12 protein-coding genes and 1 tRNA gene are annotated in these 14,281 nt (G+C 43.2%); 10 read left to right on the top strand and 3 right to left on the bottom strand.

The features are described from left to right. Positions 1-7: 7 nt before the first annotated feature. Positions 8-2,728, bottom strand: coding sequence for a glycoside hydrolase family 65 protein (locus tag E5260_RS15150; protein ID WP_003641652.1), 2,721 nt, complete (start codon positions 2,726-2,728; stop codon positions 8-10). A 387-nt stretch (positions 2,729-3,115) separates the two neighbouring features. Beyond that, entirely contained in the window at positions 3,116-3,565 is a 450-nt protein-coding gene (locus tag E5260_RS15145; protein ID WP_003641653.1) for a pyridoxamine 5'-phosphate oxidase family protein, read from the bottom strand. A gap of 197 nt (positions 3,566-3,762) precedes the next feature. On the opposite strand from E5260_RS15145, the gene E5260_RS15140 reads away from it, so the two are divergent. Both E5260_RS15140 and E5260_RS15135 read left to right on the top strand, forming a co-directional pair. Continuing rightward, positions 3,763-3,963, top strand: a complete 201-nt coding sequence (locus E5260_RS15140; protein WP_003643615.1) for a cold-shock protein — start codon at positions 3,763-3,765, stop codon at positions 3,961-3,963. A 91-nt stretch (positions 3,964-4,054) separates the two neighbouring features. Continuing rightward, complete coding sequence (locus E5260_RS15135; RefSeq protein ID WP_003641655.1) at positions 4,055-4,279, top strand: hypothetical protein; 225 nt, start codon at positions 4,055-4,057, stop codon at positions 4,277-4,279. 177 nt (positions 4,280-4,456) lie between these two features. On the opposite strand, the gene E5260_RS15130 is transcribed toward E5260_RS15135, so the two are convergent. Continuing rightward, a tRNA-Lys gene (locus E5260_RS15130) sits at positions 4,457-4,529 on the bottom strand. Positions 4,530-4,852: 323 nt separating this feature from the next. Here E5260_RS15130 and yycF point away from each other — a divergent pair. The 8 genes from yycF (at position 4,853) to E5260_RS15090 (ending at position 14,262) form a co-directional block, all read left to right on the top strand. After that, positions 4,853-5,560, top strand: coding sequence for a response regulator YycF (yycF, locus tag E5260_RS15125; protein ID WP_003637294.1), 708 nt, complete (start codon positions 4,853-4,855; stop codon positions 5,558-5,560). Positions 5,561-5,573: 13 nt separating this feature from the next. After that, positions 5,574-7,448, top strand: coding sequence for a cell wall metabolism sensor histidine kinase WalK (walK, locus tag E5260_RS15120; protein ID WP_003641656.1), 1,875 nt, complete (start codon positions 5,574-5,576; stop codon positions 7,446-7,448). Beyond that, entirely contained in the window at positions 7,429-8,754 is a 1,326-nt protein-coding gene (locus tag E5260_RS15115; protein ID WP_003641657.1) for a YycH family regulatory protein, read from the top strand. The genes walK and E5260_RS15115 overlap by 20 nt, the downstream gene beginning before the upstream one ends. Before the next feature lie 11 nt (positions 8,755-8,765). After that, the gene (locus E5260_RS15110; RefSeq protein WP_003641658.1) at positions 8,766-9,620 is read left to right on the top strand and encodes a two-component system regulatory protein YycI; all 855 of its coding nucleotides are present in this window, start codon (positions 8,766-8,768) and stop codon (positions 9,618-9,620) included. Positions 9,621-9,981: 361 nt separating this feature from the next. Next, positions 9,982-10,797, top strand: coding sequence for an MBL fold metallo-hydrolase (locus E5260_RS15105; RefSeq protein WP_003641659.1), 816 nt, complete (start codon positions 9,982-9,984; stop codon positions 10,795-10,797). Between the two features lie 110 nt (positions 10,798-10,907). After that, positions 10,908-12,170: a S1C family serine protease gene (locus E5260_RS15100; RefSeq protein ID WP_003641660.1), complete on the top strand. Its 1,263-nt coding sequence runs from the start codon at positions 10,908-10,910 to the stop codon at positions 12,168-12,170. 554 nt (positions 12,171-12,724) lie between these two features. Beyond that, positions 12,725-13,204: a 23S rRNA (pseudouridine(1915)-N(3))-methyltransferase RlmH gene (rlmH, locus tag E5260_RS15095; RefSeq protein ID WP_003643636.1), complete on the top strand. Its 480-nt coding sequence runs from the start codon at positions 12,725-12,727 to the stop codon at positions 13,202-13,204. A gap of 482 nt (positions 13,205-13,686) precedes the next feature. Continuing rightward, a complete protein-coding gene (locus tag E5260_RS15090) occupies positions 13,687-14,262 on the top strand; it encodes a TetR/AcrR family transcriptional regulator (protein ID WP_003641662.1) in 576 nt (191 codons plus the stop codon). The last annotated feature ends 19 nt before the right edge of the window (positions 14,263-14,281 follow it).

Raw genomic sequence — 14,281 nt, 5'->3', positions numbered from 1 at the left:
TCCTAGATTAATCGGTATAAGTGACGGAAAGTGGTTTCTTAGCTTGTAATTGGCAATGCTGTTTTCCAATCATAATCGTGCTGGGTTGGTCCGCAGTGACGGTTACCCGTTGATGATCGATAACGAAAACATAGTGAACACCCCGAAAGAGATGCTTGAATTTCAATGTTTGCCAGTGTTCAGGTAGCCGTGGGCTCACCTGTAAGTGGGCACCTAGTGGATTGACCCCGCCAAAGTTCCGTGTCGTCAGGTTTAAGGTCGCACACATGACGCCGAGGTGAATCCCTTCAGCGGTCGTCCCACCTTGAATGTCGTAATAGTCGGATGCGAGGGCCTCTGAGAAAAGCTTCCAGGCGTCATCGTCATTATCGTCAAGCTGATTCAAAACGGCGTAAACGATCCGCGAGAGAGTGGAACCATGCGTTGTGCGCGCTAAATAGTATTGAATGTTATGGGTCAGATACTCTTTAGGAAGTTGATATCCCATTTTTTCAATAATCTTCTGAACAGTTGTGACATCGAAGTTATAAAAGGCCATCAAGGCGTCTGCTTGTTTGGCCACTTGGTAAGCATCGGGTGTCTTAGACTCTGCTTTCAAGATCCGGTCCATCCGGGCGATGTCACCGTACTTTTGCCGGTAAGCTTGAAAGTCAAGCGTCGGTAGGTTGAAGTACCCCTCAAATTGAGCAATGATTCCCCGACGGTTGATTTCAAGTGTTAATTGATGACTGATCGTCGTTAACGCTTGCTCAGCCGTTGAGTCAAATTGTGCGGCCTGAGCTGCCGCTTGAAAAGCAGCTTGGGGCATCTGCGCCCGAAGCGTGGTAATCGTGTCAAAGAGCCACGCAACCATGATATTGGTATAGGCGTTATTCTTCAATCCAGCGGTCGTGCTGTTTGGATAGTTTTCATGGAATTCATCTGGTCCCATGACCCCACTAATGTTATAACGGCCATTAGCTTGGTCATAATCTGCTTTACTGATCCAAAAGGCTGCGATCGATAGCAACATTTCCATACCATAATGAGTTAAGAAATCACGGTCCTGAGTAACGTGGTAGTAAAACCAGACGTTGTAGGCAATATCTAACGAGACGTGTCGCTGGAGCCGGCTATTATCTGGATCCCAGGTTTTAGTAATGGGATTTAAGTGAGTGAATTGAGATTGTTCATCACCCTTGGATGCTGATTGCCAGGGGTACATGGCTCCCGCATAGCCTTCTGCTTCGGCATTTTTACGCGCCATTGGTAGTCGCCGGTAACGATAAGCTAAGAGTTGTTTGGCTAGTTCCGGTCGGTGCAACGTGTAGAATGGTAAAATGAACATTTCGTCCCAAAAGACGTGTCCCCGGTAAGCTTCTCCGTGGAGCCCCCGAGCACCAACGGAAGCGTCTAATTGGCCGCTTTCAATTGCGGCAGCGGAAACGAAACTGTGGTAAATATTGACGCGCAGTAAGCGTTGGCTTGTAATATCGCCACGGATCTTAATATCTGTGGCGCGCCAAGTCGCTTCCCAATAGTCCTTGCTAGTGGTTACCGTATTGTCAAAACTGGACTGGTCGAGCTCGGCTTGGACGTGGGTCAACTGGGGATCACTATGGTCATTACTAGTTGCAATGACGACGTTCTTATCGAAGGTATACGTTTTACCAGCTTCTACCGCCAGTGAAACGGTTTGCTGAACGCCCTGAGGTTGTTGCGTGCTATTAAAGTTCTCAATTGCAGGAACGTCTGGGCTAGTTAGTTTGGCCCCAATCGTGTAATTGATATGTGATGATTTGGTCTGACCAGAAAGGTAGACGGTATTAGCAGCCGTTTCGATGCCCATAGTCTTCAGATGATGCTGATCGAAGACGTTATAGCGGCTAACGTTGCTATTCACGACGCTACCGTCGATTTCGGTATAGATTTGTAGACTACCCGCAAAGTTGAGTGGGGTGACTTGGTAACGAATGCTGTAACGGTGCCAATCACGCATGTTGGCGACTTTCTGCGACCGGATTCTGAGTTGATGTCCGGAAGCGAGCTGAATCAATTTAGTGGTCGTCAAGAGTCCCGTTTTCAAATCAAGGCTCCGATAAGCATCTTGTAAATCATGTTCGTTGAGTGTAAAGGGAGTCTGATGATCAATACCGAAAGTCATGAACTGAGCGTTCGGTAAATTGACTAAATCTTCATTCTTCACTTGGTGGTCATGAACAGTCGTGGTGGTTTGATCATAGACCCCGGCAACGTATGTCCCAGGATAATTGTCCTTGTCGGCGTGACTTTCCAAAAAGGCGCCCCGTAGACCAAAATAACCGTTACCAATGGTCAACATGGCTTCTTGACCATTATTACGGACACCGTGGTATTGGCCGTAGTAATCCAAATGCCATTTTAAATAGGCACTTTTAGCTTTAACTGCGGCTACTAGTCCAAGTTGATCAACGGCAGCTTGGCTAACGACTGGGATATTAAGCAAATTAGTCAAAGCTAGCCCGACATCAATGCGATCATAGTTGACACCGACGATTGTGTCTGAGAATGGATAGGACAGTCCGTTTTCAAGAATAGCAGCATCGAATTGAAGTCCGGCTAAGCGAACCTTGATGTTCTCTAGATTTTCACCAATTGTTTGGTCAGAATTATAGGCAATCAGGTAATGGGCCGTTGCGGCTTGCCCCGATACTGGATGATAAGCGATATCCATCGCGTCATTTTCAATTCGCAATCTAATAAGTTTCATAAGTCCACACTCCTTAGTTCGGTCATTAAAAATTGCAATAAGTAATCCTAAATATAAAAATATTAACCATAACTACAGCCTAGTCTCTTTTTACAAGACTCGCAAATATTGGTGATGAAAGTAGGGGCTGACGAGGTTGAAAGTGGCGTTGTTTTCGAAGGTGAATGAACAAAGTGTTCTGGCTTGTGCTGATGATACTTGGTCTTTGAAGCACGTCCGGAATAGTCGGACGTGCTTGCATTAATAACTGGTTTGAAAGTGATATCACGCTTCGAGCCATGCTAGTTGTTGGGTGACCAAAGCACGAAGCGCCACAACTAGAATTTGCGTAGAATCTAGTCGTGGCGCTTCGGTTGTGTCTTTCTGAGAAGGCCTAATTTGTAACGGCTAATCTAAGTGAGCGGGGCCGTCAGTGGGCTGATCAACGAGTTCGAGATGGTCGATCGTCATCATCTGGCGAATCTTGATTGAACTTGTCTGAAACCTGAGAATGACGGGGTCTTTGTAATTTAGTTGCTGCTGAAAGTCCGTTAGTTCAGCCCGCCAATCTTGTTCAAAAACGTTGGTACCGACTAATGAGAGTTTTCCCCGAAGCATAATTGACGCATAGTCTGACAGTTGGTAATAGAATAAACTCGCTTGACGCCAGTTTTGAATGTTCTGCGTTGTTGAAGTTTGACGACTAGTATAGAAGTAAAGTTCTTCTAGGCTCCGTTTGATAGGTAAGGGACTGAGCGCTACCATGGTCGGAAAGCCGTCCGCATCAACAGTTGCTAACGTGAAGACGGGGGCGGTTTGGATCATATGTAGGGCTGCCTGACGAGTCGTGTGTTGCATACTTAGTCACCCCTTTACACCTCAGTATGCAGGAATCATGGGGGAAAGTCATACGTTATGCACACCGTTTTCAGCGATTAAAAACTAGGGATGTGATATACTTAAGCCACTTAACGCGTGGAACGTTATGATTGATTGGCGCTCCCAAGGTTAACGATGTTGTTACTGCAGTCAGTTCTGAGAGGACTTATCTAATAATGAAGAATGGTACAGTAAAATGGTTCAATGCGGATAAAGGGTTTGGTTTTATTACGGGTGAAGACGGTACCGATGTCTTTGTTCATTTTTCAGCGATTCAAACTGATGGCTTTAAAACCTTAGATGAAGGTCAAAAAGTAACTTATGATGAAGAACAGGGCGATCGTGGCCCCCAAGCAACGAACGTTCAACCACAATAGTAACTGTTGGGCCGAACCATTATCATTAACTGGTTCGGTTTTTATTTGAAGTGACGGGTTGTCAGCTAAACAAGAAAGCTAAGTGGTCGGAATGGATTTTGTAGATGTTTACGGCATTAAGCATGAGAATTGTACGTTAGTTGCACCTGCGCGTGAATATCAGCGGGTCGTTATTTTTATGGACGCATTGGGCCGGCGCTTTGTTGCAATGGGACCGGATCCACAACCAACTAAATATGGAAGTAGTAGCCAACATTGGCATCAAGCACAGCCGAGTGCAGCTCCTGAAGGTTATTTCCATATTGATCAAGAATAACCCTAGCAATTGAGTTACTTAGCTACGCTGATGGTAAACATTAGATCGTTAGAAAAAGCCTCAGGGACGTCACACGCACTTTGCGTTGTGCTTCCTGAGGCTTTTTTGTAGGAATAAAAAAATCAGCTTTCACGGTGGATTATCACGGCGTGAAAACTGATTAGTGTGGTTATATGATGGGCAGTCAGGGGATCGAACCCTGGACCCACGGATTAAGAGTCCGTTGCTCTGCCAGCTGAGCTAACTGCCCATAACTCAACAAAAAATATAATATCATGAATTTTGAGTTCTGACAACACTATTTCGAAAGTTTTTTCAAAAAAAGTGATTTTTTGAGTAATTAATTGGTGAAAACGATTGCTTGAACTGGCAAATGATTTCCCGGGAAATACTACGGCCACGCGGATTAGCAATCAAAGAAAGCCAACTACATTTGTGATATACTAAAACCAGTGTTGAATTTAGTTTCAACCAACCCTGACACGAGAAAGGACCTGTTTTCTCGTAATATATCGCGAATCACCCTAAAAATTGAAATGTAAACCTGTTTTCCCCTAAGGAGGAAGAATCGTTATGAAAAAAATCTTAGTAGTTGATGATGAAAAGCCCATCTCTGATATCATGAAATTTAATCTGACCAAAGAAGGCTATGAAGTTCACGTTGCAGCTGACGGAGAGGAAGCCTTACAAAAAGTGGATGAAGTCCACCCTGATTTGATTTTGTTAGATTTGATGTTGCCTAAGATGGATGGCTTGGAAGTTGCTCGACAAGTACGGAAGAACTATGATATGCCAATTATCATGGTAACGGCAAAGGACTCTGAATTAGACAAGGTGTTGGGCTTGGAACTGGGCGCGGACGACTATGTGACCAAACCGTTCTCAAACCGGGAACTCGTGGCTCGAGTCAAAGCAAATCTACGGCGGCAAGGTGCACCAAGTGCTCAACCAGCTGAAGTTGAAGAAAATTCAGACATTGAAATTGGCGATCTGGTGATTCATCCAGAAGCTTATATGGTTTCCAAACGCGGTGAAAACATCGAATTAACGCACCGTGAATTTGAACTGTTACATTACTTAGCCCAACATATCGGCCAAGTCATGACGCGGGAACACTTGTTGCAGACGGTCTGGGGCTATGATTACTTTGGTGATGTCCGGACAGTTGATGTGACCGTGCGGCGGTTACGTGAAAAAGTTGAAGATAACCCGAGTCATCCAAAATGGCTGGTGACGCGGCGGGGCGTGGGTTACTATCTCCGCAATCCTGAAAATGAGTAGAGGTTGCTAAACCGTGTTGAGATTTAAACGGAAAAATTTTTTTAAAACAATTAATTTCAAAATTGCGCTCGTGTTTGCCCTTCTATTATTGATTACGTTGGAAATCGTGGGTGCAATCTTTGTGAAACAGTTGGAATCAAAGAACATCCAGGATTTTAAACAGTCGGTGCAAATTCCAACTTATATTGATAATTCGTTGTCCGAACAATTGACCGTCAGCAGTACGCGCAAGGCCAACGGCCAAATCAAGACGATTTTGTCGAACTACAACAATACGAATGTTGATGAAATCCAAGTTGTTGACAGCAAAGGAACAATTCGTGGGACGAGTGATGTTAATGATCAGTCAGTAGTTGGACAAAAAACGACCGATCGAAACGTCAAGAATGCAATCTATAATAATCGAACTTACACTAAAAGTACCTATGACACTCAGAATAATGGACGCTACTACGTTTCAATCGTGCCGCTATATAGCTCCAATTCAGCGGGTAATAGCAGTCAGTTAGTTGGGGTACTGTATGTACGGGCAAATATGAAGTCTGTCTACAGTACGATTAACAACATTATGGGAATCTTTGTGATTGCGTCACTTGCTGCGATGGTCTTGGGACTGGGAATTGCAATCATTATTGCCCGGGCAATAACTCGTCCAATCGAAGAAATGAAGCAGCAGACGCAACGAATTGCCCGTGGTGATTATGCGGGGCAAGTCCGAGTTTATAGCGATGATGAGTTGGGCCAGTTGGCTAAAGCCATTAATAACTTGTCGATTCGAGTGGAAGAATCGCAAGAGTCGACAGAAGCTGAGCGACGCCGGTTGGATAGTGTGCTCTCACACATGAGTGATGGCGTGATTGCCACGGATCGCCGGGGTAATATTACCATCATCAATGAAACAGCCTCGGACTTTATGGACGTTACGGCCGAAAAGGCAATCGGTAACTCGATTTTAGATATTTTAAAAATCCGTGATGATTATTCATTGCGTGATTTGATTGAAAATCAAGATGAATTGATGCTTGATTTTTCTTCGAACGAGCGTGACCTAATCTTGAATGCCTACTTCTCGTTAATTCAACGGGAGTCTGGGTTTATTAGTGGGTTAGTCTGTGTGCTCCACGATGTCACGGAACAACAAAAGATTGATAATGACCGGAAACAATTTGTTTCGAACGTGTCTCATGAATTACGGACACCACTGACTAGTTTGCGGAGTTATATTGAAGCACTGAGTGATGGTGCGTGGAAGGATCCTGAAGTGGCCCCAGGATTTTTGAAGGTCACTCAAGAAGAAACCGATCGTATGATTCGAATGATCAATGAACTCTTAAGTCTATCACGGATGGACTCAGGGACCACCCGGGTCGATATGGAATTGGTCAATATTAATGAGATGTTCAATTACGTGCTTGATCGGTTTGATATGATCTTAAAGAAGGATGATAATCCAGCTAAGTATTACACTATTAAGCGCGAGTTTACCAAGCGTGATCTGTGGGTTGAAATTGATACCGATAAATTCACTCAAGTATTGGATAACATTATGAATAATGCGATCAAGTATTCACCTGATGGCGGTGTCGTGACTTGTCGGCTGTTAGAGACGCATAACCAAGTGATCATTAGTATTAGTGATCAGGGCTTGGGTATCCCACGGGCCGACTTAGGACACGTCTTTGACCGATTCTTCCGAGTCGACAAGGCGCGGTCACGGGCCCAAGGTGGGACGGGCCTCGGTTTGGCAATTTCAAAAGAAGTTGTTCAGATGCTCGGCGGTCGTATTTGGGTTGATAGTGTTGAAGGTAAGGGGTCTACGTTCTATATCTCCTTGCCATACGAACCTTATGAGGAGGAGGACCTTTGGGATGACGACTCACAAGCTTAGACGCTTTATCTTACCCATTTTATTGACGATTCTGATCTTATTGAGCGTGGTTTTATCCATGTATATCTGGTTGAATCCGTCACGCTATGAGCATGAAAGCAAGGTTAGTACGACGTCATCGAACTCTTCGTTGACAACTCGGACAATCGATGATATTTATTTACCGACACAATTAATTCACACTAACAGTCAGGGTGGCCAATCCCTGCTGATTAATAAAAATGTCAGCTTAGTCAGTCAATTTAGTGAGCAGTTACGCAAATGGGATGCGCGGAGTATCTCTAAAGTTCGCATTACGTCGGCAAAAAGCTACCGTGCGCTCTTAAATGGAACTGATTCGTACGTATTGAACTTTCCTGACAGTATTACTGTCAGTATGTTTAATACGGTCTTCAAGCAACATCTCAGTAATTTTCGCTCCTCGGAATTTAGTCGGATCGTGATTCCAATCAATGATACGAATCACATCTACTTTTTGAATGATGACCATCATGAGATTTATAGTGTTCGGTTGAAGAAAAAATCTCTGTCGTCGTTGAAAAAAGTTTTGGCAGTCGACAAGGTCAAACGGATTGCTGTCAAGATGACCTATGAGGATAATACAACGTATATTGATTATCCAAAGCAAGTTACGATGCAACATTATAGCTACTTGATGAGTAAAGCGGCTGCGAGTGAGATTGCCAACCGATTACTAGATGCGGATGGTAATTCGACCGTTTCAGTGCATAATCGCAGTGGTAAGCAGGAGTATACAACGGGTAGTTACAAGCGCATGACGGTGGATTCTAAGCTAGGAACAGTGTATTTCGAAGATTATAGTGATTCAGGAACCACGCGGAACCTATCACTGACTAATCAGCTAAAGAAGAGCTTCAATTTGTTAACTAGTCTCGGTGTCCCAATGGATAATATCCGCTACTACGGTTTTGATGCAACGAGTAATAGTGTCATTTACCGGAGCTATGTTGAAGGGTTCCCGATCTTTAATCAGACCGAAAATGGCGATGTCCGGATTCAGCTCACTTCTAACGGGTTAGACCGTTACTACTTCTCACTGTACAGTTTGCAGGTGCCAGTACCAACTACTGGTCAGAAGCAAGCGGTGACCTTACCGAGTTCGACAAGTGTGTTAAAACGTCTGAAGGCCGCTGGTTATAAAGACAGTAAAATTGGCAGTATTGAACTTGGCTACGAATGGTCACAGAACAAGTCGTCCAAACTCGTGATCGACCTGACGCCGACGTATTATGTCTACTATAATGGCACTTGGCGGACATATACGTCGATGTTAAGTGGATCTTAGGAGGTGGCCGCATGAATTTTCGGAGAATTGAGTGGATTTTCCTACTAGCATTTGTTGTTCTAGATATCTTCTTGGGTTTTATGTTCGTGCAAACGAGCTCTAAGTCGACACAAACGACTGGTGATACGGCGACCACGATAATTCGTGAAATGCGCGCAGATAATATTAGCTTTAAAAACCCGGACACGAGCGAAGGGACGGGTTACTATATTGCGGGCAGTAACGAGAGTGGTCTCAAACAATTGTTGAGTCAGTTAACTGAACAGACAGCCCGGGTGCAAAGTGGCGGTAAGCTCGTGAGCACACTACGGGCAACCACCACTATCGATACCCGCAATCCTAAAGCGGACTTGACGACGTTTATGAGTCAGCGGACCAATGTAATCCATGGAACCGAGTACGTCTATGATGCGGATTTGTCGTCTAACGGCGATTACGTTTTTGTTCAAAAGGTTGCGGATGGCGAGATCATGACTGGCGCTGGGCAAGTCCACCTATTTGTTAATAAAAACAAGCAGCTGACAAGTTATACTCAGACGTACGTCAATCACGTCAAAACTTTACGCGAAAAGGCTGTTACGATCAGTGAAAAAAAGGCCCTGGTTGCGTTGTATCAATATAATCAGGTGGCAAGTAGCTCCCGGGTCGTTTGGGCAAAGCTTGGGTATTCTCGGTTATTGAAATTGAAGGATAGTAGTGTTTACGTCCCAACGTGGATCTTTGCGGTCCGGGGTAAGAATAGTTCTAACGTTACACTGCACCGTATCAATGCCTTTACTGGTTCTTCAATGAAGAACGGTAGTACGGCTAGTGATACGAGTAGTTTAGATGCGACGGTCGGAATGATGTGGAATGCAATTGATTAGTGAAAACCAATTTAACGACTAGGTGTCGTTGTCGAATAACGGGTGCTGTGAAGAAGGGTGTTTTTCTTAACAGGCCCGTTTTTTGGTGACTAGATTTTTGACTAGTTTTGATACGCCAATGTTGAGGTGCCATGGACGTAGCGTGGATTGCTCAGCGTTGATGTTCGCGGTTTCGTGTGAGTTTATAATGGTCGGTAAACTAGTGCGCGCATACACGACAGTAAACTAGACTAACCGCGTGATGGCGATAGTCGTGGACGTTAAGTTTGAGCACTTGCAGGTGGCTTGCTTTTCAACCCCGCTAAAAGCGTGTATCATATGAAGATAGTAATGGATTTCAGAGATAGGAAGAGCCTAAATAATGGTATTAAAATTAGCAACGGATGATATGAAAGTAAGCATTCTGGCATCGGGTAGTACGGGTAACGTGACGTACATCGAAACGCCAGAGCACAAAGTATTGGTTGATGCGGGGCTAAGTGGCAAAAAAATTGCTAATTTAATGGCGTCGATCGATCGTGATATTAATGAAGTCGATAGTTTATTTATTAGCCATGAACACACTGATCACTGCCATTCTGCGGGGATTTTAGCGCGGAAGTATGGTATGGATGTTTATGCTAATCAGGGGACCTGGGACGCAATGGCGCATAAAATCGGCAACGTTCCTGCCGAATTATGTCATGTCTTTGACCCGAACACGACGCTTGGACTAGGTGATCTCGACGTGGAATCATTTAGTGTGTCACATGATGCGGCCGAGCCACAATTTTATGAGCTACATCATGCCGGAAAATCGTTTGTCATCATTACGGATACGGGCTACGTTTCAGAGCACGTTGAAGGTGTAATCAAAGACGCTGACGGCTATTTATTTGAATGTAATCATGACTTAGAAATGTTGCGGATGGGTCGGTATCCATGGCCATTAAAGCAGCGAATTATTGGTGATGAGGGCCATTTATCGAATGAAGATGGTGCGAACGCCTTGATGGATGTGATTGGCCGGCATACCAAGCGGATTTACTTAGGGCATCGTAGTCAGGATAATAACTTGAAGTCCTTGGCGCATTTAACGGTTGCTTCCATGATGACGGAACGAGATTTTGGTGTTGAGCATGATTTTCAATTGTACGATACGGAGCCAGAACAAGCGACTAAGTTAATCACGTTATAGGTTAGCTTTAATGTTTCACAACGCTTCAGTCATAAAAAAATCACACTTTTTCGCTAAAATAAACTTAAAATAAGCATTAGTAGGGAGGGATCGCGTTTCGACGCGCAATTATGGCTAATAAATCATTAATCAAAGTCGCAGTAACCGCACTAGTAGCTGGTTTAATCGGTGGTGGTGTTGCTTACGGCGGTATTAATTATTTCCAAAACAATAACATCGCAACGTCATCGACCAGTGTACCAACTGGTTCTAATAAATCGGGGTCAACGTCAACGACGAACGTTAAGGTCAATGTCAGTTCACAGGCGACCAAGGTGTTTGAAAATAACAAGGCGGCCGTTGTATCGGTCATTAATCTCCAAAAGAAGAGCTCTTCAAGCAGTTGGAGTGGTATTTTGGGTGGCGATGACTCGTCTGGCAGTGATAGTTCATCCAGTTCAGATTCTAGCTCTAGTAAGCTGGAAGAGTACAGTGAAGGTTCTGGGTTGATCTATAAGAAGAGCGGTGACGCGGCTTATATTGTAACGAATAATCACGTGGTGAGTGGTTCAAGTGCCATTCGAGTGATTATGAGTGATGGGACTAAGTTGTCAGCTAAAATTGTCGGAACCGATTCTGTGACTGACTTGGCCGTTCTGAAAATCAATTCTTCTAAAGTAACGAAGACGGCTAGCTTTGGTAACTCAGATAATATCAAGGTTGGTGAAACGGCCTTAGCCATTGGGTCACCGATGGGCTCTAATTACGCAACGACCTTGACGCAAGGAATCATTTCAGCGAAGAAGCGGACCGTGGCGACGACGAATACATCTGGTCAAACGACGGGGTACGCGACGGTTATCCAAACAGATACGGCAATTAACTCTGGAAACTCTGGTGGTCCGTTGTTCAACATTGCTGGACAAGTTATCGGGATCAACTCGATGAAGTTGGCCTCAGATAATTCTGGGACTAGTGTCGAAGGGATGGGCTTTGCAATTCCAAGTAATGAAGTTGTGAAGATCATCAATGAATTGGTTCAAAAGGGTGAAGTCGTTCGGCCGGCTTTAGGGGTTGCAACCTATGACCTATCCAATATTTCTTCTAGTGATCAGAAGTCTGTTCTTAAGTTACCAACCAGTGTGACGAAGGGTGTCGTCATCATGAAGACGTACTCAGGTTCACCGGCTAAAGCTGCTGGGTTAACGAAGTACGATGTGATTACGGAGCTAGGTGGCAAGAAAGTGACCAGCTTAGCCACGTTACGGAGTGCCCTGTATGCCCATTCGGTTAATGATACCGTGACGGTGAAATACTACCATAACGGAAAACTCAAGACAGCCAACATGAAGTTGACGGAAACTACCAAAACGTTAACTAAACAAAGTAACTAATAAATGAGAATTTCATAAACGTCCCTGACTGGATAAAGCAGTCGGGGGCGTTTTTTTAGGTTAGTAGCCGAAATTATGAAAAAACGAAGAATCGATTTTCAATAATCGACTAAATTTGCGAAAGCTGGCAATGGTTGCGACAAAAGCCGAACAAACTGGTTGAAATAGCAGAAAGCATTTATTGTCGAATTTGATGGTGTGCAAAAGTGTGGACAACTTTGGTGATAAATTTTAGTCGCGTTAGTCGAAATTTATGAACAGCCGGAACCACGGGGTTGAAGCTTGTTTAAAAGTTATCCACAGGCGCCGGACTGGCCTGTGGATTTAATTTTAAAAAGTTATTTTAATAGGCCTCGGTTCTTGATATAATAGGATTTGTAACCGGAATCCACGAACAAGTGTTGCTGTGCAAAACTGTGGATAAGTCGGAAAGGTCTTGACAAAACGAGGCTAAATAAATATTGTGGCGAACTGGTGTTCAACACAATATATTGATTATTGAGTTATGCACCTGTGGATAACTATGTTAATAACTTGTGTAAAGGCGGTCAATTATGAACATCAAAATTATCTGTGTCGGGAAATTAAAAGAGAAATACTTCAAACAGGGGATTGCGGAATATGCGAAAAGAATGAGTAAATTTGCAAAATTCCAGATTGTTGAAGTGCCAGATGAAAAGGCTCCAGAGTCATTAAGTAACGCAGAGATGGAAAATGTGAAGGCCAAAGAGGGCCAACGGATCCTAGAAAAGATCAAGGATCGCGATTACGTATACGCGCTAGCAATTTTGGGCAAAGAACGCTCGAGTGAAGAATTTGCGGCGGAAATTGATAAACTAACGACGTATGGTCACAGTGATATTGATTTCGTAATCGGTGGTTCGCTGGGATTATCACCGGAAGTGCTGAAGCGCGCGGATACTCAGATTTCGTTTGGGCGTTTCACGTTACCTCACCAATTAATGCGGTTAGTGCTGTCGGAGCAGGTTTATCGGGCGTTTATGATTAATGTGGGAAGTCCGTACCATAAGTGATGCTAAAATTTGTTTTTCAATAGTTACGGATTTATTAGGTGAATAGGAATTCTAATCTGTTTTTGATGGTCGTATTTATAACAGTTTAGATAAGGCTGCAAAGAATTACAGTTACCTTACTAAAGTGTAAGCAGTATATAGATATGCAATTACCATTAAATAATGGCGAAATAAAAAAGGACGGTAGCAATGATTTTTCAGATGCTGATATTAAGGCTAGATTGAAATAGCCTGGTTATCACTATACTCAATTGATTGATAATAGCAAAGTAAGCGGCAGGTGCTCCTCAAAAAGGCTTGCCGTTTTTGAGTATACCCAATCCTCAAGATGCTGATTGTAGATTCTCAGGTATATATAGCTAGTGATTTTTTGCGTACAGGTGCCACATCCATAAAATTTCTAATAATTTTAATTGACATTTATTAGGGATAGTTTTATATTATTAATCGAACGTTCAATCGATTAAAAGAGGGTGCCAAATATGCGGGAAAAAGATTTAGACAAAGAGAAGAGTATTATCGATGAAGTAAGTCGTATTATTCTAAAAGAGGGAATTGCGGATGTTTCGATGTCCAAAATTGCCAAAGCGAGTGGTATTTCTTCGTCAACTATTTACGTTTATTTTTCAGATAAAGAGGATCTTCTAAAGCAGGTCTACCTTGCTAAAAAGCGACAGTTAGCAGCATTTTTAAGTCAAAATATCAATACCAAACCCAATAACTCAGTTAAGTTTGTCCAACAGTTTATGTATGCGTTATACGATTTCGGCATGCAATATTACGAAGCATTAATGATTATTGAACAATTCAATAATTCGCCCATTCTTGATAGCTTAAAAATCAAAAAGGAGGAATCCTATCAAGGTTTCGAGCAACTTTTTGAAGCAGTCAAACATACACCTGAATTTGTCATTTCTTCACCGGCAGTTATTTTAGGTTTTGTTTACGCACCAATTGTTTTGTTTGTTAAAGCCTTAAAAACACGTCAAATTGATAATAAGACAATTATGATCGATCAAGTGGTTGTGATGTGTATGAATGCACTATTGAAAAAATAAAATATCAGAACATGATATT

Origin of the sequence: Lactiplantibacillus plantarum (assembly GCF_014131735.1) — a bacterium.
GTDB classification, from domain to species: domain Bacteria; phylum Bacillota; class Bacilli; order Lactobacillales; family Lactobacillaceae; genus Lactiplantibacillus; species Lactiplantibacillus plantarum.
This window is presented reverse-complemented; position numbering and strand designations above follow the sequence as displayed.

Excerpts from the sequence above, each read along its gene's own strand:
- E5260_RS15150 (WP_003641652.1), bottom strand. The coding sequence starts at position 2,728 with ATGAAACTTATTAGATTGCGAATTGAAAATGACGCGATGGATATCGCT.
- E5260_RS15145 (WP_003641653.1), bottom strand. The coding sequence starts at position 3,565 with ATGCAACACACGACTCGTCAGGCAGCCCTACATATGATCCAAACCGCC.
- E5260_RS15140 (WP_003643615.1), top strand. The coding sequence starts at position 3,763 with ATGAAGAATGGTACAGTAAAATGGTTCAATGCGGATAAAGGGTTTGGT.
- E5260_RS15135 (WP_003641655.1), top strand. The coding sequence starts at position 4,055 with ATGGATTTTGTAGATGTTTACGGCATTAAGCATGAGAATTGTACGTTA.
- yycF (WP_003637294.1), top strand. The coding sequence starts at position 4,853 with ATGAAAAAAATCTTAGTAGTTGATGATGAAAAGCCCATCTCTGATATC.
- E5260_RS15115 (WP_003641657.1), top strand. The coding sequence starts at position 7,429 with ATGACGACTCACAAGCTTAGACGCTTTATCTTACCCATTTTATTGACG.
- E5260_RS15110 (WP_003641658.1), top strand. The coding sequence starts at position 8,766 with ATGAATTTTCGGAGAATTGAGTGGATTTTCCTACTAGCATTTGTTGTT.
- E5260_RS15105 (WP_003641659.1), top strand. The coding sequence starts at position 9,982 with ATGGTATTAAAATTAGCAACGGATGATATGAAAGTAAGCATTCTGGCA.
- E5260_RS15100 (WP_003641660.1), top strand. The coding sequence starts at position 10,908 with ATGGCTAATAAATCATTAATCAAAGTCGCAGTAACCGCACTAGTAGCT.
- rlmH (WP_003643636.1), top strand. The coding sequence starts at position 12,725 with ATGAACATCAAAATTATCTGTGTCGGGAAATTAAAAGAGAAATACTTC.
- E5260_RS15090 (WP_003641662.1), top strand. The coding sequence starts at position 13,687 with ATGCGGGAAAAAGATTTAGACAAAGAGAAGAGTATTATCGATGAAGTA.